Here is a 17,238-nt window from a genome sequence, read left to right on the forward strand (position 1 = left end):
AAATGGTAGCTGAGCAACAATATAGATATTTAGTGGATCAAGTCTACTGGGTTGATAATTTGCGTTCGGAAAATTCTCCAAAAGAAAATGAAGTTTATTATTATAGCAATAAAAATCCTAAATTAGGCCAATTCCAAGTTCTCAAAACCAAAGACAACACCTCCAACGGTATGCAGGCAATGGCGGTTGCTCCTGTGGATAAAAATGGGAATGTGGATGATAGTCATGTGGTGATTGCCTATGCAGGGACGAATAAAGACGATCGGCTTGACATCCAAACAGATATCCAATCAATAGGATTTGGTGATAGACGGATGTTGTCGGATTCGAAAACAAAGACATTTAGAAAATCTCAATTTCAAACGGCTCTGAGTTTTGCGGAAGAAATCGAAAAAACGTATCCCTCTGCTAAAATCACAACTGCGGGGCATTCGCTTGGAGAGTCTCTGGCTATGTATGTTGCTTTAAAGCGAGGTTATGCCAATGTTGGGTATAATGGGCCAGATATTCATAACTTGATTTCGAAAGAAGAAATCAAGTACATGCAAGAACATCCAGAACAATTTCGCAATTACCGTCATAAGTATGATGTTATTGGCAATATTATGGGAAATACGACTCAAACAGCCATCTATCCCTATATCTATCCTGCAAAAGATAACTGGGGTGACAAGTTAGAATATCATAACTTGTCCCAGTGGCGATTTGATGAGAACGGCCAGCTAGTTGATTTGGATGGAAAACGTGTCACAAATCTCAAAGTAACGGCGCTAGCAGAAGCAACAGCAGGTATGTACCGCTACCAAAAAATCAAAAGCTACCTCTCGGCAGATGGCTTGTCAAGTAGGGAAGAAATATACTTGGATAGCTTGCAGGGGATGGCTCTAGGGGAAGGAATGGCTAATGCAGCTCGAGCTGGTGCAGACGACATCAAGCACCTTCAAGAAGAGGTGGTGTCAAAAGCACAAGAACTATGGAATCAGCTTGACTTTAGTAGTTTCCGATACCTGAGCTATGACGAAGTCCTATCGACTTTTGCGTCTGCGGGTGTGACTCGGGATACGATTGTCGGATCAGTTGAGCAAGATTTTGAGCAAATGAATCAAAAGGCTGAAAAACTAGCCACAGAGTTTGATACCCTTAACCAACAGATTATCCAAGTCATTGAGAATAAACTGGCTACAGATAAGGAATTGGCAGGAGAATTTAAAAAATGGAACAGTCGGATTTAGTCTTCCAAAAGTTAAAAGCAAAAGAAAAAGAGTATTATGATTTGGAAGATGAGTATTTAAAGCGGAAAGCAACTTTTACGAATCAACGCAACGAACTCTATGAACGCCGAGACCGCCTTGCCCGGATCATCGAAGACGAAGCTAGCAAAATGGGTGCCTTTCTTCAAAAAGGACAACACAGTTACCAAGATGGAGAACAGTTTTATAGGAGTTTACAACAATTGATGGAGGATTCTCAGTTTGTGATGGTGCTGGATTATGCTAATGTTAGTTAAAACAGCTATTTATATTATACTATAAGGTAATTGGGGCTAGTTACTTTATAGGATAATATAAGGAGGTATGTTAATGAATAAGCGTAAAAAATGGGGTATTATTGTTTTAGTAATCTGTATTATAGGAGGAATCGTGATGTTTAGTTTGAATCACCAAAAAGAAAAAACGCTGGAAGAGAAAATGAGAATCGAACAGGATAGAATGGCGTTATACTTAGTTAATCATTATGAAAAGGTTGAGAAGATTGAGTTCACAAGTTTTCAACAGAATAAATTAACAGGGACTTGGACTTCTAATGCCATTGTCAATGACGAAATATTTGTCACTTTTTCTGTTCAAAACTTGATGACAGAGGATGAAATAGGTTTTGGACAGCATATTAGTCAAAGTAATGGGAATAAATTAATAGAAAGAGAGAATCCGGAAGTAATAAATAGCGATTCACTTATGTCAAATATAACAGTTATTTATTGGGTGAGATAATATGATTACGGATAAAAGTTTTAATTATTTAGTTGATCAAGTATATGAAGTTGATAAAAATAAAAATTCAACTCCATGGAAAGCAGGAGATGAGTTAAGAAAGGATTCGCAATCTTTTCGAGTTCTTAGTACAAAAGACAACACCTCTAACGGTATGCAGGCGATGGCGGTTGCTCCTGTGGATAAAAATGGGAATGTGGATAATAGTCATGTAGTGATTGCCTATGCAGGGACGAATAAAGATGACATAAAGGATCTTGGTACGGATGTTCAGTCTTTATGGCTTGGGAGGGATAAACTACAGTCCCGTTCAGGACTAAATTCTGCGAAAGTAGTAGATTCTCAGTTTGTGACGGCGCTGGATTATGCCAAGGTTAAGTAAAATAGCTGTTTATGTTATACTATAAGGTAATTAAGACCAAGTTGCTTTATAGAATAATATAAGGAGGTGTGTCAATGAATAAGCGTAAAAAATGGGGTGTTATTGCTTTAGTAATCTGTATAATAGGGGGAATTGTAATGTTTAGTTTGAATCATCCAAATGGTAAAATTTTTGAAAATAAATTAACTTTGACAAGAACGCAACAGGATAATGTTGTTAAAAGAATTATTAAAGGATATGATGTAGATTCAGTAAAATTTATAGAATTTATCAAAGATAAGAAAACTGGTACTTATTTATTAAATATTGAATTAAGAAAAAATGGACTAAATAAGGAAACGACGATTCCTTTTAGAGACTTGAAAAGACTTAATAATGATACGGATTCATTGGGTCTTAACCCTGTTTCTGATTTTAAAGTTTTCCAGAGAAGTCAACCTTTAGCGATACAAGATATTAGTATGAATGATATCACGATAAATTATTTAGGAGAATAAATGGGAATTACGGAAGAAAAAATCAATTGGATAGCAGAGCAATCATATTGGGTTGAGAAAAATCGAAATGATGTGATGTATCATCCTACAGAAGGTGAAGAGTATTATTATAATCCAGATAATGTAGAATTGGGTAAGTTTAAAGTAATCTCTAAACCCGTAGACAACACTTCCAACGGTATGCAGTTTCGTTCAGGACTAAATTCTGCGAAAGTAGTAGGTTCTCAGCTTGTGACAGCGCTGGATTACGCTTATGTTAATTAAAATAGCCATTTATGTTATACTATAAGGTAATTCAGACCAAGTTGTTTTATAGAATAATATAAGGAGGTGTGTTAATGAATAAGCGCAAAAAATGGGGTATTATTACTTTAGTAATCTGTATTATAGGAGGAATCGTGATGTTTAGTTTGAATCACCAAAAAGAAAAAACGCTGGAAGAGAAAATGAGAATCGAACAGGATAGGGTAGCAAAGTTTTTAGTAAGTAACTATGATTTAGCTGATGGACAAAAGATTGAGAGAGTGGAGTTTGTTGCATTTCAAAAAAATGAAAGTACGGGGAGTTGGAGGATTACTGCTAAAGTAAATGGTCAATATGATATATCTGTCAAAATAGATTCTCTAAATGAGAATGAGAAAATAAGAAGTTCCAATTATTCACCGACAGACTTCACAAAGAGAGAACACAAAGAAGAAGCTGGATATGATATAGCAGTAAAAATTATTTACTTAGGGAAGAGATAACTATATGATTACAGAAGAAGATTACAGATATATAGTAGATGATGTTTATGATGTTGACTCTGGTAAGGTGAGTAATCCTATTCAGGAGGGACGATTAGTTGCAAACGATCGGTTTAAAGTAATCTCTAAACCCGTAGACAACACCTCCAACGGTATGCAGGCAATGGCGGTTGCTCCTGTGGATAAAAATGGGAATGTGGATGATAGTCATGTGGTGATTGCCTATGCAGGGACGAATAAAGACGATCGGCTTGACATCCAAACAGATATCCAATCAATAGGATTTGGTGATAGACGGATGTTGTCGGATTCGAAAACAAAGACATTTAGAAAATCTCAATTTCAAACGGCTCTGAGTTTTGCGGAAGAAATCGAAAAAACGTATCCCTCTGCTAAAATCACAACTGCGGGGCATTCGCTTGGAGAGTCTCTGGCTATGTATGTTGCTTTAAAGCGAGGTTATGCCAATGTTGGGTATAATGGGCCAGATATTCATAACTTGATTTCGAAAGAAGAAATCAAGTACATGCAAGAACATCCAGAACAATTTCGCAATTACCGTCATAAGTATGATGTTATTGGTAATATTACGGGAAATACGACTCAAACAGCTATCTATCCTTACATCTATCCTTCAAAAGATAACTGGGGGGACAAGCTAGAATATCATAACTTGTCCCAGTGGCGATTTGATGAGAATGGCCAGCTAGTTGATTTGGACGGAAAACGTGTCACAAATCTCAAAGTAACGGCGCTAGCAGAAGCAACAGCGGGTATGTACCGCTACCAAAAAATCAAAAGCTACCTCTCGGCAGATGGCTTGTCAAGCAAAGAAGAGATATACTTGGATAGCTTGCAGGGAATGGCTCTAGGGGAAGGAATGGCTAATGCAGCTCGAGCTGGTGCAGACGACGTCAAGCACCTTCAAGAGGAGGTGGTGTCAAAAGCACAAGAACTATGGAATCAGCTTGACTTTAGTAGTTTCCAATACCTGAGTTATGATGAAGTTCTATCGACTTTTGCGTCTGCAGGTGTGACTCAGGCTACGATTGTCGGTTCAGTTGAGCAAGATTTTGAGCAAATGAATCAAAAGGCTGAAAAACTAGCCACAGAGTTTGATACCCTTAACCAACAGATTATCCAAGTCATTGAGAATAAACTAGCCACAGATAAGGAATTGGCAGGAGAATTTAGAAAATGGAACAGTCGGATTTAGTCTTCCAAAAGTTAAAAGCAAAAGAAAAAGAGTATCATGATTTGGAAGATGAGTATCTAAAGCAGAAAGCAACGTTTACAAATCAACGCAACGAACTCTATGAACGTCGAGACCGCCTTGCCCGAATCGTAGAAGACGAAGCTGGTAAGATGACTGCTTTTCTTCAAAAAGGACAATATAGTTACCAAGATGGAGAACAGTTTTATAGGAGTTTACAACAATTGATGGAGGATTCTCAGTTTGCGTGTAGGCGTAGAGAAGATGAATTGCAGTATCAAGAGGATTTGTTAAACAGAGATTATCGTAAAAAGCAAGATGAGTTAGAACAGACAATCGGAGATTTAAGGAGGTCATATGCTCGCGCCGTTGAATGAATATTATACAGATGAAGAATATGAATTTGCTTTACGTCAGATGTATCGTATGATGGAGAGGAACAGAATCTATACAATGGCGACAGTAATCTTAAAAGAAAAAAATTCTTTACAAATAGATTACAAAGAAAAAGTAAGAGCAAGTGCGGAGGAGACAAAATTCGCTATTGGGAAAATAAAATCACAGATGGATACGGCTATAAAAGGTCAGGTAAGGCAAAAATTGGAAGATGTGACATTGGAGAAGTTGTCTCAGTATGATTCCATTTGCTAATTTTATAGTGAGTAACTAGAATAATTGCTACAAACTGCATGGAGCAGTTTTTTTGCTATTACTTTTCCTATGAAAAATCCCTGCAAGCTCTTTCAAAATATGATAGAATGGAAACAGTAGAATTAGAAAAGGAAATCAATTATGAAATTTCTTGAATTAAATAAAAAACGTCATGCGACCAAGCATTTCACTGATAAGCCAGTGGATCCCAAAGATGTGCGTACGGCTATCGAAATTGCAACCTTGGCGCCAAGCGCCCACAACAGTCAGCCTTGGAAATTTGTGGTGGTACGTGAGAAAAATGCCGAACTAGCAAAATTGGCATACGGTTCAAACTTTGAACAGGTATCATCAGCACCTGTAACCATTGCCTTGTTTACAGATACGGACCTTGCCAAACGTGCCCGTAAAATTGCTCGAGTTGGTGGTGCTAACAATTTCTCAGAAGAACAACTACAATACTTCATGAAAAATTTGCCAGCTGAATTTGCACGCTACAATGAACAACAAGTCAGCGACTACCTAGCCCTCAATGCAGGTTTGGTTGCTATGAACTTGGTTCTCGCTCTTACAGATCAAGGAATCGGATCAAATCTGATTCTTGGTTTTGACAAATCAAAAGTCAACGAAGTTTTGGATATCGAAGATCGTTTCCGTCCAGAACTCTTAATTACAGTGGGTTACACAGACGAGAAATTGGAACCAAGCTACCGCTTGCCAGTAGATGAAATCATCGAGAAAAGATAGAAGGAAGATAATATGACAGCAATTGATTTTACAGCAGAAGTAGAAAAACGCAAAGAAGACCTCTTGGCTGACTTGTTTAGCCTTTTGGAAATTAACTCTGAACGTGATGATAGCAAGTCAGATGCTGAACATCCATTTGGACCTGGTCCAGTAAAAGCCTTGGGAAAATTCCTTGAAATTGCAGACCGTGACGGCTATCCAACTAAGAATGTCGATAACTACGCAGGACATTTTGAGTTTGGTGAAGGAGAAGAAGTTCTCGGAATCTTTGCTCACATGGACGTGGTGCCAGCTGGTAGTGGTTGGGACACAGATCCTTACACACCAACTATCAAAGACGGTCGTCTTTATGCGCGTGGAGCTTCAGATGACAAGGGGCCTACAACAGCTTGTTACTATGGCTTGAAAATCATCAAAGAATTGGGCCTTCCAACTTCTAAAAAAGTTCGTTTCATCGTAGGAACAGACGAAGAATCAGGTTGGGCAGATATGGACCACTACTTTGAACATGTAGGAGTAGCAAAACCAGACTTCGGTTTCTCTCCAGACGCTGAATTCCCTATCATTAATGGTGAAAAAGGAAATATCACAGAATACCTCCACTTTGCAGGTGAAAATGCAGGTGCTGCCCGTCTTCACAGCTTCACAGGTGGTTTACGTGAAAACATGGTACCTGAATCAGCGACAGCAGTCGTTTCAGGTGATTTGGCTGACTTGCAAGCTAAATTAGATGCCTTTGTTGCAGAGTACAAACTCAGAGGAGAAATCAAAGAAGAAAAAGGTCAGTACAAGGTGACTGTGATTGGTAAATCAGCCCATGGTGCTATGCCTGCTTCAGGTGTAAATGGAGCTACTTACCTTGCCCTTTTCCTCAGTCAGTTTGACTTTGCAGGACCTGCCAAAGACTACCTCGACATCGCTGGTAAGATTCTTTTGAACGACCATGAGGGTGAAAATCTCAAGGTTGCTCATGTGGATAAAAAAATGGGTGCCCTTTCTATGAATGCGGGTGTCTTCCGCTTTGACGAAGCAAGTGCTGACAATACCATTGCCCTCAACTTCCGTTATCCAAAAGGAACAAGCCCAGAGCAAATCAAGTCAATCCTTGAGACCTTGCCAGTTGCTTCTGTTAGCCTTTCTGAACACGGACACACGCCTCACTATGTACCGATGGAAGATCCACTTGTGCAAACCTTGTTGAATGTCTATGAAAAACAAACTGGACTTCAAGGTCATGAACAAGTCATCGGTGGTGGTACCTTCGGTCGCTTGCTAGAACGTGGGGTTGCCTACGGTGCTATGTTCCCAGACTCAATTGACACCATGCACCAAGCCAACGAATTTATCGCCTTGGACGATCTCTTCCGAGCAGCAGCAATCTATGCAGAAGCTATCTATGAATTGATCAAATAAAACGATAGAAGTCTGAGATGTTATGCTTAGACTTCTTTTTGGAGGGAAAACAGATGTCTCAAATCGAAAGAATCAAGAAAGCTATTATGGCTGATTCACAGAATGCCAGCTACACAGAACGCGGAATCGAACCTCTCTTTGCGGCACCAAAAACTGCTCGCATCAATATTGTCGGTCAAGCTCCGGGCTTTAAAACGCAAGAAGCTGGAATTTATTGGAAGGATAAGAGTGGTGATCGTCTGCGTGAGTGGCTAGGTGTAGATGAAGATACCTTTTACAATTCGGGCTTGTTTGCAGTTATTCCCATGGACTTTTATTTCCCAGGACATGGCAAATCAGGCGACCTTCCACCCCGTAAAGGCTTTGCCGAAAAATGGCACCCACAACTCCTCAAGGAATGTCCAAATATTGAATTGACCCTTTTGATTGGGCAATATGCCCAAGCCTATTATTTACATGAGAAAATCAGTGGCAAGGTAACAGAAAGGGTAAAACATTACCAGAACTACTTGCCGACCTATTTTCCACTAGTTCATCCCTCACCACGAAATCAAATCTGGATGGCTAAAAATCCTTGGTTTGAGTCAGAAGTGGTGCCAGAGTTGAAAAAAAGAATTAAAATCATTTTATAGTCAATGAAAATCAAAGAGCAAACTAGGAAGCTAGCTGCAGGCTGCTCAAAGTACAGCTTTGAGGTTGCAGATAAAACTGACGAAGTCAGCTCAAAACACTGTTTTGAGGTTGTGGATAGAACTGACGAAGTCAGTAACCATACCTACGGTAAGGCGACGCTGACGTGGTTTGAAGACATTTTCGAAGAGTATTAGGAGAAAAAGAATGAAAGAAATAGCCTTTGATGAATTTTACCAGCTTTACCAGAAAGAGTCCCTTTCAGTCTTAGACGTGAGAGAAGTAGAAGAGTTCGAGACGCTTCATTTAGAAGGTGCACACAACTTACCGCTTAGTCAATTGGCTGATACTTATGATCAGTTGGACAAGGACCTCTTGCATTATGTCATTTGTAAATCTGGGATGAGGTCAACTCGTGCTTGCCAGTTCTTGGAGGAGTATGGATACAAGGTCATCAATGTTCAAGGTGGAATGACGGCCTTTGAAAATCTTTAAAATTTTGCATTTCTCCTACTTGGTGTGGACTAGGTAGGAGAATTTTGTTTTTAGATAATTCTTATTTTTAAAAATATTGAAAACATTCAATATTTACTTCGTGATGCTTTTTTCATACTCTTATTCGTGATATACTAGGTCAGTATTTTAGAAATATGAAGGAGATTCTTTATGGCTAAAAAAGGTGCCCTAACAGGTTTGCTCCTGTTTGGAATATTTTTTGGTGCGGGGAACTTGATTTTTCCGCCTTCTCTAGGTGCCCTATCTGGAGAACATTTTCTTCCTGCTATTGCAGGTTTTGTCTTTTCAGGCGTCGGTATCGCCGTTTTGACACTTATTATTGGAACACTAAACCCGAAAGGATACATTTACGAGATTTCTAAGAAAATCTCACCTTGGTTTGCGACACTTTATCTTGCAGTCCTCTATCTATCAATTGGCCCCTTCTTTGCCATTCCACGTACAGCCACAACAGCTTACGAAGTCGGGATTAGCCCCCTTTTATCAGATGCGAATAAAGGTCTTGGCTTGATTGTCTTTACTGTGCTTTACTTTGCAGCGGCTTATTTGATTTCGCTTAATCCATCAAAAATCTTGGATCGAATCGGACGTGTTTTAACGCCAGTCTTTGCCTTGTTGATCGTTATCTTGGTTGTACTAGGTGCCTTCAAGTATGGTGGAACAAGTCCTCAAGCAGCCTCAGAAGCCTATCAATCCTCTGCTTTTGGGACAGGTTTCCTAGAAGGGTATAATACCTTAGACGCCCTTGCTTCAGTTGCTTTCAGTGTGATTGCTGTTCAAACCTTGAAACAACTTGGATTTTCCAGTAAGAAAGAATACATTTCAACTATTTGGGTGGTTGGTATCGTTGTAGCTCTTGCCTTTAGCGCTCTTTACATCGGTTTAGGATTCCTTGGAAATCACTTCCCGGTACCAGCAGAAGCGATGAAGGGTGGAACACCAGGTGTTTATATCTTGTCGCAAGCTACTCAAGAAATCTTTGGTTCAACAGCTCAACTCTTCCTTGCTGTTATGGTAACTGTAACCTGCTTCACAACGACAGTTGGATTGATTGTGTCTACAGCTGAGTTCTTTAATGGACGTTTCCCACAAATCAGCTACAAGGTCTATGCAACTGCCTTTACCTTGATTGGATTTGCTATTGCAAACCTTGGTCTTGATGCCATTATTAAGTATTCAGTTCCAGTACTGGTAATCTTGTACCCAATCACCATCGCCATTGTGATGATTGTGATTGTTAATAAGTTTATCGCCCTATCAAAACCAGGTATGCAGTTAACTATTGGGCTTGTTACAGCGATTGCTCTTGCAAGCGTCCTTGGAAGTTCTTTTAAGATTGAGTTTCTAGCAAATCTCGTCAATGCTCTTCCGTTTGCAGCTGCCTCTCTACCATGGTTGGTGCCAGCTATTATCGGAATCTTGCTTTCACTGGTTCTACCAAACAAGCAAGAGAGTGACGTTTTTGAGATGGAATAAAAAAATTCTTGGTCATCGACCAAGAATTTTTTGTATGAGCACGACTCATTAGTTGGTTTGTTCAGTATAACCAGCTTCTTTAAGCATTTTTTTCGAGGCAGCAAAGCTTACACGGTTTCCAATACCAGAATATTCGTTTGGCATTGCTTTTTTCAATTCGTCAAGACTCGCGACAGTCATGTCAACCTCGATGTTTTGGATAACTTTTTCGTCTTGAATTTCAACTTTTTGTGTAACCCCTTTGACCCCTTCATAACCTTTATAAGTATCGTCAACAATTTCCTTAATACCTTCCGCAGTATTATTAAGTTTTTCAGGGTCAAGTACATTATGAACAGTTTGTTTTACAACGTCATCTCCCTTCACAGTATAAGTCAAGGTAGAATGAATCCCAGGTTTGCTATTGTGGACAAATGTGTGAGTTTCTGTCTCATCTTTCTTTTCAGATGATTGTTGGCTGCTTTGTTTGCTCTCACTTGACTGAGTTGTTGTGTCTTCTTTGGTACTGCTGTTAGTAGGTGTTGATACTTGTTTGGAACATCCGAGTAGGAGGACAAGTGAAGCCACAAGGGCTAGTGATACTTTAAAGTATGATTTCATATTTTTACTTTCCTTTTATAATCAAAGTATTTGTATTATAACATGGATCTATAGTGAAAGCAACTAAACACAGTTTTTCTCCTTTTGAGAAGGAGTCTGACTAGAAAAATGTTATAATGGTAGGAAAGAGGTGAAGAAATGAATCAGACTATAAACTATATCAAAGAACTAACCGCTATTGCATCACCAACGGGTTTCACTCGTGAGATTTCAGACTACTTGGTCCATACTTTAGAAGAGTTTGGTTACCAGCCTGTTCGCACAGCCAAGGGCGGTGTCAATGTGACCATTAAAGGTCAAAATGATGAGCAACAACGCTATGTGACAGCCCATGTGGATACGCTGGGTGCTATTGTCCGTGCTGTCAAACCGGATGGTCGTCTCAAATTAGATCGTATCGGTGGTTTTCCTTGGAACATGATTGAGGGGGAAAACTGTACGGTTCATGTGGCTAGCACAGGTAAAAAGGTATCTGGAACAATCCTCATCCACCAAACTTCTTGCCATGTCTACAAAGATGCAGGAACTGCTGAACGTACGCAGGACAATATGGAAGTGCGTTTGGATGCAAAAGTAACCAATGAAAAAGAAACCCGCGCCTTGGGCATCGAGGTCGGCGATTTTATCAGTTTTGACCCGCGAACTGTCGTGACAGAGACTGGTTTTATCAAGTCTCGACACTTGGATGACAAGGTCAGCGCAGCAATTTTGCTCAATCTTCTTCGTATTTACAAGGAAGAGGGGATTGAATTGCCAGTAACAACTCATTTTGCTTTTTCAGTCTTCGAAGAGGTGGGTCACGGTGCCAACTCCAATATTCCAGCTCAGGTAGTGGAATATCTAGCTGTAGATATGGGAGCTATGGGCGATGACCAACAGACGGATGAGTACACAGTATCTATCTGTGTCAAGGATGCTTCTGGTCCTTATCACTATGACTTCCGTCAACACTTAGTAGCTTTGGCGAAAGAGCAAGATATTCCATTTAAGCTGGATATCTATCCATTTTATGGATCGGACGCTTCAGCGGCTATGTCAGCAGGAGCAGAGGTCAAACACGCCCTCCTTGGAGCTGGTATTGAATCCAGTCACTCTTACGAACGAACACACATTGATTCGGTCGTGGCGACTGAGCGTATGGTAGACGCCTATCTCAAGAGTACCTTGGTAGAATAATATGTGCTTGATTTGTCAAAGAATTGAATGGATCAAGGCAGGGGAAAATCCCTACTTTGTAAAAGAACTAGAAACAGGCTATGTTGTTATTGGAGATCACCAATACTTTAAGGGCTATACCTTATTTCTGGCAAGAGAGCATGTCACAGAACTCCACCATATGGAGACTTCTGTAAAACTTCGTTTTCTAGAGGAAATGAGTTTGGTCCAAGAAGCTGTTGCCAAAACGTTTAAAGCTGAAAAGATGAATATTGAACTCCTAGGAAATGGAGATGCCCACGCTCACTGGCACCTCTTTCCAAGACGATCAGGTGATATGAGGGGTCATGGATTAAATGGCCGTGGTCCAGTCTGGTGGGTGCCATGGGAAGAAATGGCGGCAGAAGATTGCCAAGTGAAATCCCATGAGTTGGAACAAATGATTAAAGCCTTATCCGATGAATTAGAGAAGCATTTGGTATAAGAGAGGAAGAAAAAATGAAAAAAAGATACATCGTTTTATCTGGTTTGCTGGCAGTAACCCTAGCAGCATGTTCGCAAGAAAAACCTAAAAATGAAGAAAACACTCAAAAAACGGAACAAACTAGTCAACCTGAAGGAACTGTAGGAAGCAAATCCCAAGCCTCTAGTCAGAAGAAGGCAGAAGTTGTCAATAAGGGAGACTACTATAGTATTCAAGGGAAGTACGATGAAATCGTCATAGCTAATAAGCACTATCCTTTGTCAAAAGACTACAATCCAGGAGAAAATCCAACAGCCAAGGCAGAGTTGGTCAAACTCATTGCAGCAATGCAAGCAGCTGGCTACCCAATCAGCGATCACTACAGTGGTTTTAGAAGTTATGAAACTCAAACCAAACTTTATCAAGACTATGTGAATCAAGATGGTAAGGAAGAGGCAGATCGCTACTCAGCTCGCCCAGGTTATAGTGAACACCAAACAGGTCTTGCATTTGACCTTATTGGGACAGATGGAGATTTAGTTACTGAAGAAAAGGCGGCCCAGTGGCTTTTGGATCATGCGGCTGACTATGGCTTTGTTGTTCGCTATCTCAAAGGCAAGGAAAAAGAGACTGGCTACATGGCAGAAGAATGGCATCTTCGCTATGTCGGAAAAGAAGCCAAAGAAATTGCTGCAAGTGGTCTCAGTTTGGAAGAGTACTATGGCTTTGAAGGCGGAGATTACGTCGATTAAAAAAGTAATTTTTCTCTTGCATTTTTAGATAAATAGTGTATAATGGAAAGGTATGTGTAAAGCATACTTGTGGGAGGTAAAAATCTCTAATTACCGCCAAAACCACAAAGGAGGATTTAAAAATGGCTAAAAAAGTCGAAAAACTTGTAAAATTGCAAATCCCTGCTGGTAAAGCTACACCAGCTCCACCAGTTGGACCTGCTCTTGGTCAAGCTGGTATCAACATCATGGGATTCACAAAAGAGTTCAACGCTCGTACAGCTGACCAAGCTGGTATGATCATTCCAGTTGTTATCTCAGTATACGAAGACAAATCATTTACTTTCGTTACAAAAACACCACCAGCTGCTGTTCTTTTGAAAAAAGCTGCAGGTGTTGAAAAAGGATCAGGTACACCTAACAAAACTAAAGTTGCTACAGTTACTCGTGCACAAGTACAAGAAATTGCAGAAACTAAGATGCCAGATTTGAACGCAGCAAACATTGAGTCTGCAATGCGTATGATCGAAGGTACTGCTCGTTCTATGGGATTCACTGTTGTTGACTAATCAATAACACAGTAGAAAATCTCACAGCAGTCTATTAGTTGCTTTTCATACTAGGCAAGTGACTGAGGCTTGTACTTAGGTACAGCAAAGGAACTGAACGAAGTAGGAAAAGGAAAATAATAGACTGAAAACCCGCAAGACTTCATCATTTCGAGGAGTGACGTGGGAGATGAAAATCGATTGAACCACTTACAAGGAGAATAGAAAATGGCTAAAAAAAGCAAACAACTTCGTGCTGCTCTTGAGAAAATCGACAGCACAAAAGCATACAGTGTAGAAGAAGCTGTAGCACTTGCAAAAGAAACTAACTTTGCAAAATTTGACGCAACTGTAGAAGTTGCTTACAACTTGAACATCGACGTAAAAAAAGCTGACCAACAAATCCGTGGAGCAATGGTATTGCCAAACGGAACTGGTAAAACTTCACGCGTTCTTGTTTTCGCACGTGGTGCAAAAGCTGAAGAAGCAAAAGCTGCTGGTGCAGACTTTGTTGGTGAAGATGACCTTGTTGCGAAAATCAACGACGGTTGGTTGGACTTTGACGTAGTTATCGCTACACCTGACATGATGGCTCTTGTTGGACGTCTTGGACGTGTCCTTGGACCACGTAACTTGATGCCAAACCCTAAAACTGGTACTGTAACAATGGATGTTGCTAAAGCAGTTGAAGAGTCTAAAGGTGGTAAAATCACTTACCGTGCTGACCGTGCAGGTAACGTTCAAGCAATCATCGGTAAAGTATCATTTGAAGCTGAAAAATTGGTTGAAAACTTCAAAGCTTTCAACGAAACAATCCAAAAATCAAAACCAGCTACAGCTAAAGGAACTTACGTAACAAACTTGACAATCACAACTACTCAAGGTGTTGGTATCAAAGTTGACGTAAACTCACTTTAATCAGTAGTTTATAAAAGAGAAGACGAGTACGAAAGTGCTCGTTTTTTTTGATGAGTATTACCTTTTAGAAAAATCAGTTCATTGATCAGCTTTGTAGCAATAGTGCGTTTCCTCTTCTTCTTTCACAGAAAATATGGTATAATAGAGAGTAAAAAACTTTGAAAGAAAGAAAAAGATGAATTTAAAAGATTATATCGCAACGATTGAAAATTATCCTAAGGAAGGTATTACCTTCCGTGATATTAGCCCTTTGATGGCAGATGGAAATGCTTATAGCTACGCTGTTCGTGAAATCGTTCAGTATGCAACTGACAAGAAAATCGACATGATTGTGGGACCAGAGGCTCGTGGATTTATTGTTGGTTGCCCAGTTGCTTTTGAGTTGGGAATTGGCTTTGCACCTGTTCGTAAACCAGGGAAATTGCCACGTGAAGTCATTTCTGCTGATTATGAGAAAGAGTACGGTATTGATACCTTGACCATGCATGCTGATGCGATTAAGCCAGGTCAACGTGTTCTCATCGTAGATGATCTTTTGGCAACAGGTGGAACTGTCAAGGCAACGATTGAGATGATTGAAAGACTTGGTGGAGTTGTAGCCGGTTGTGCTTTCTTGATTGAGTTGGATGAGCTTAAAGGCCGTGAAAAAATCGGAGATTACGATTACAAGGTACTTATGCATTATTAATGAAAAACAGTCCTTGGGGCTGTTTTCTCTTCATCTGCTATATAAATTAACTATAGCTAGTTAGAGAAAAACTATAATTGAAAACTATATCTTCTTGCAGTATAATAAAAGGACTAAGTGTTTGAGATTTGACTTCAAACACATTCAATTATTTCTAAAAGAGTACAGTTAGGAGAAGGTTATGCCGATTAGAATTGATAAAAAATTGCCAGCTGTGGAGATTTTACGGACAGAGAATATCTTTGTCATGGATGATCAACGTGCGGCCCACCAAGATATCCGTCCCTTGAAAATTTTGATTTTAAATCTCATGCCTCAAAAAATGGTAACAGAAACGCAACTCTTACGGCATTTGGCTAATACCCCTTTGCAATTAGATATTGATTTCTTATATATGGAAACACATCGTTCCAAGACAACTCGTGCCGAACATATGGAAACCTTCTATAAGACCTTTCCAGAGGTCAAGGATGACTTTTTTGATGGAATGATTATCACAGGAGCACCAGTCGAGCATTTGCCTTTTGAAGAGGTGGACTACTGGGAGGAATTCAAACAGGTCATCGAATGGTCCAAGACGCATGTTTTTTCAACCCTCCATATTTGTTGGGGAGCACAAGCAGGTCTATATGTTCGCTATGGCGTTGAAAAGCACCAGATGGATCGGAAACTATCAGGAATTTATCCACAGGACACCTTGAAAGAAGGGCACCTTCTTTTTAGAGGTTTTGATGATCGCTATGTAGCTCCTCATTCTCGTCATACTGAGATTTTAAAAGAAGAAATCTTAAATAAGACCAATCTGGAGATCCTGTCAGAAGGTCCTGAGGTTGGGGTTTCTATCCTGGCTAGTCGAGATTTGCGTGAGATTTATAGTTTTGGTCATTTGGAGTATGATCGTGACACTTTGGCAAGAGAGTATTTTCGTGATTATGAGGCGGGACTCGACCCTCATATCCCAGAGAACTACTTTAAAAATGATGATGTAAATGAGACCCCCTGTCTCTGTTGGTCTTCATCAGCTGCCCTCTTTTTTAGCAATTGGGTAAACTATGCAGTTTATCAAGAAACCCCTTTTGACTGGAGAAAGGTAGAGGATGATGCGGCTGCTTTTGGATATTTATAAGAGGAATTATGACATATTTTGACGCTTTTAAAACAGGGAACTTGGTTTTGCCAAGTGCCCTGCTCTTGCATTTTAAGGAACTCTTTCCTTCCAGCGAAGATTTTCTCGTCTGGCAATTTTTCTATTTACAAAATACCACAGCCTTAGGAGATGTTTCACCTAGTCAGATTGCTGAAATCATTGGGAAAGAGGTGGCAGATGTCAACCAATCTATTTCGAATTTGACTGAAAATGGTTTGCTGCAATATCGGACCATTGAACTAAATGGGGAAATTGAGCTCATTTTTGATGCTAGTCTGGCTTTTGAACGCTTAGATAGCTTGTTGGATACCCAAACTCCAGTTGCTACTGCCCAAAACCCAAAAAATCAATTGAAGGATCTGGTTGAAACTTTTCAGCAGGAATTGGGTCGCTTATTAACACCATTTGAAATCGAAGATCTTTCCAAGACTGTCAAAGAAGATGGAATCAAGGCGGATTTGATCAAGGAAGCTCTCCGAGAGGCGGTTTTTAATGGCAAACCAAACTGGAAGTACATTCAGGCAATCCTACGAAACTGGCGCCATGAAGGCATTCAGTCTGTGGCCCAGGTGGAGGCCAAACGAGCAGAGCGAGAAGCCAACAATCCCAAACAAGTTCAGGCTTCGGCTGATTTCCTCGATGCCATGAATTTGTGGCAAGATTAGTCACTTGAAAAATCTTGAAAATTAGAGTAAGGTTTGCAAGCTCCTTATAAATATGATAGAA

General features: G+C 39.9%; 24 protein-coding genes. 23 read left to right on the forward strand and 1 reads right to left on the reverse strand.

The annotated features are described in order from the left end of the window. Positions 1–2: 2 nt before the first annotated feature. The 15 genes from KIH88_RS02565 (at position 3) to brnQ (ending at position 10,262) form a co-directional block, all read left to right on the forward strand. Positions 3–1,232, forward strand: coding sequence for a triacylglycerol lipase (locus KIH88_RS02565; RefSeq protein WP_445656357.1), 1,230 nt, complete (start codon positions 3–5; stop codon positions 1,230–1,232). Further along, positions 1,214–1,507 (forward strand): hypothetical protein, encoded by a 294-nt coding sequence (locus KIH88_RS02570; protein WP_225901091.1) that lies wholly within the window; start codon positions 1,214–1,216, stop codon positions 1,505–1,507. The genes KIH88_RS02565 and KIH88_RS02570 overlap by 19 nt, the downstream gene beginning before the upstream one ends. A 73-nt stretch (positions 1,508–1,580) precedes the next feature. Then, complete coding sequence (locus KIH88_RS02575) at positions 1,581–1,991, forward strand: hypothetical protein (RefSeq protein WP_213988984.1); 411 nt, start codon at positions 1,581–1,583, stop codon at positions 1,989–1,991. A 1-nt stretch (position 1,992) separates the two neighbouring features. Then, positions 1,993–2,373 carry a hypothetical protein gene (locus KIH88_RS02580; protein ID WP_414331555.1) on the forward strand — a complete coding sequence of 127 codons (381 nt, stop codon included), beginning with the start codon at positions 1,993–1,995 and terminating at the stop codon, positions 2,371–2,373. Between the two features lie 74 nt (positions 2,374–2,447). Next, entirely contained in the window at positions 2,448–2,870 is a 423-nt protein-coding gene (locus KIH88_RS02585; RefSeq protein WP_414331552.1) for a hypothetical protein, read from the forward strand. Beyond that, positions 2,871–3,134: a hypothetical protein gene (locus KIH88_RS02590; RefSeq protein WP_213988987.1), complete on the forward strand. Its 264-nt coding sequence runs from the start codon at positions 2,871–2,873 to the stop codon at positions 3,132–3,134. Between the two features lie 74 nt (positions 3,135–3,208). Then, a complete protein-coding gene (locus KIH88_RS02595) occupies positions 3,209–3,616 on the forward strand; it encodes a hypothetical protein (RefSeq protein WP_213988986.1) in 408 nt (135 codons plus the stop codon). 4 nt (positions 3,617–3,620) lie between these two features. After that, positions 3,621–4,832 carry a triacylglycerol lipase gene (locus tag KIH88_RS02600; protein WP_445656358.1) on the forward strand — a complete coding sequence of 404 codons (1,212 nt, stop codon included), beginning with the start codon at positions 3,621–3,623 and terminating at the stop codon, positions 4,830–4,832. Beyond that, entirely contained in the window at positions 4,814–5,206 is a 393-nt protein-coding gene (locus tag KIH88_RS02605; RefSeq protein WP_153220130.1) for a hypothetical protein, read from the forward strand. Before KIH88_RS02600 ends, KIH88_RS02605 begins: the two co-directional genes overlap by 19 nt. Next, positions 5,187–5,480, forward strand: coding sequence for a hypothetical protein (locus KIH88_RS02610; protein ID WP_213988751.1), 294 nt, complete (start codon positions 5,187–5,189; stop codon positions 5,478–5,480). Before KIH88_RS02605 ends, KIH88_RS02610 begins: the two co-directional genes overlap by 20 nt. Before the next feature lie 141 nt (positions 5,481–5,621). After that, positions 5,622–6,227, forward strand: a complete 606-nt coding sequence (locus KIH88_RS02615; protein WP_000670164.1) for a nitroreductase family protein — start codon at positions 5,622–5,624, stop codon at positions 6,225–6,227. 12 nt (positions 6,228–6,239) lie between these two features. Further along, positions 6,240–7,640 carry a dipeptidase PepV gene (pepV, locus tag KIH88_RS02620; RefSeq protein ID WP_213988750.1) on the forward strand — a complete coding sequence of 467 codons (1,401 nt, stop codon included), beginning with the start codon at positions 6,240–6,242 and terminating at the stop codon, positions 7,638–7,640. 53 nt (positions 7,641–7,693) lie between these two features. Then, positions 7,694–8,272 (forward strand): uracil-DNA glycosylase family protein, encoded by a 579-nt coding sequence (locus tag KIH88_RS02625; protein WP_213988749.1) that lies wholly within the window; start codon positions 7,694–7,696, stop codon positions 8,270–8,272. 205 nt (positions 8,273–8,477) lie between these two features. Next, entirely contained in the window at positions 8,478–8,765 is a 288-nt protein-coding gene (locus tag KIH88_RS02630) for a rhodanese-like domain-containing protein (protein WP_000658239.1), read from the forward strand. Positions 8,766–8,936: 171 nt separating this feature from the next. Further along, positions 8,937–10,262: a branched-chain amino acid transport system II carrier protein gene (gene brnQ, locus KIH88_RS02635; protein WP_125841228.1), complete on the forward strand. Its 1,326-nt coding sequence runs from the start codon at positions 8,937–8,939 to the stop codon at positions 10,260–10,262. A gap of 48 nt (positions 10,263–10,310) precedes the next feature. Here brnQ and KIH88_RS02640 read toward each other — a convergent pair whose 3' ends face one another. Next, on the reverse strand, positions 10,311–10,862 hold the full coding sequence (locus tag KIH88_RS02640) for a DUF1307 domain-containing protein (protein ID WP_125841229.1): 552 nt from the start codon (positions 10,860–10,862) through the stop codon (positions 10,311–10,313). A gap of 138 nt (positions 10,863–11,000) precedes the next feature. Here KIH88_RS02640 and KIH88_RS02645 point away from each other — a divergent pair, with 138 nt between their 5' ends. The 8 genes from KIH88_RS02645 to KIH88_RS02680 all read left to right on the forward strand — a co-directional run bounded on the left by KIH88_RS02645 (position 11,001) and on the right by KIH88_RS02680 (position 17,177). Beyond that, complete coding sequence (locus KIH88_RS02645; RefSeq protein ID WP_213988748.1) at positions 11,001–12,038, forward strand: M42 family metallopeptidase; 1,038 nt, start codon at positions 11,001–11,003, stop codon at positions 12,036–12,038. A gap of 1 nt (position 12,039) precedes the next feature. Beyond that, a complete protein-coding gene (locus tag KIH88_RS02650; RefSeq protein WP_213988747.1) occupies positions 12,040–12,501 on the forward strand; it encodes an HIT family protein in 462 nt (153 codons plus the stop codon). A gap of 14 nt (positions 12,502–12,515) precedes the next feature. Further along, positions 12,516–13,232: an LD-carboxypeptidase LdcB/DacB gene (ldcB, locus tag KIH88_RS02655; protein WP_213988746.1), complete on the forward strand. Its 717-nt coding sequence runs from the start codon at positions 12,516–12,518 to the stop codon at positions 13,230–13,232. A gap of 122 nt (positions 13,233–13,354) precedes the next feature. Further along, positions 13,355–13,780, forward strand: coding sequence for a 50S ribosomal protein L11 (gene rplK, locus KIH88_RS02660; RefSeq protein WP_001085808.1), 426 nt, complete (start codon positions 13,355–13,357; stop codon positions 13,778–13,780). A 207-nt stretch (positions 13,781–13,987) separates the two neighbouring features. Next, complete coding sequence (gene rplA, locus KIH88_RS02665) at positions 13,988–14,677, forward strand: 50S ribosomal protein L1 (RefSeq protein ID WP_001085676.1); 690 nt, start codon at positions 13,988–13,990, stop codon at positions 14,675–14,677. 175 nt (positions 14,678–14,852) lie between these two features. After that, positions 14,853–15,365 carry an adenine phosphoribosyltransferase gene (locus KIH88_RS02670; protein ID WP_001049316.1) on the forward strand — a complete coding sequence of 171 codons (513 nt, stop codon included), beginning with the start codon at positions 14,853–14,855 and terminating at the stop codon, positions 15,363–15,365. Between the two features lie 181 nt (positions 15,366–15,546). Beyond that, the gene (metA, locus tag KIH88_RS02675) at positions 15,547–16,491 is read left to right on the forward strand and encodes a homoserine O-acetyltransferase MetA (RefSeq protein ID WP_001122729.1); all 945 of its coding nucleotides are present in this window, start codon (positions 15,547–15,549) and stop codon (positions 16,489–16,491) included. Positions 16,492–16,499: 8 nt separating this feature from the next. After that, positions 16,500–17,177, forward strand: a complete 678-nt coding sequence (locus KIH88_RS02680; RefSeq protein WP_213988745.1) for a DnaD domain-containing protein — start codon at positions 16,500–16,502, stop codon at positions 17,175–17,177. Positions 17,178–17,238: the final 61 nt, after the last annotated feature.

The sequence above is a fragment of the Streptococcus oralis genome (genome assembly GCF_018448765.2).
In the GTDB taxonomy this organism is placed as follows: Bacteria; Bacillota; Bacilli; order Lactobacillales; family Streptococcaceae; genus Streptococcus; species Streptococcus oralis_BM.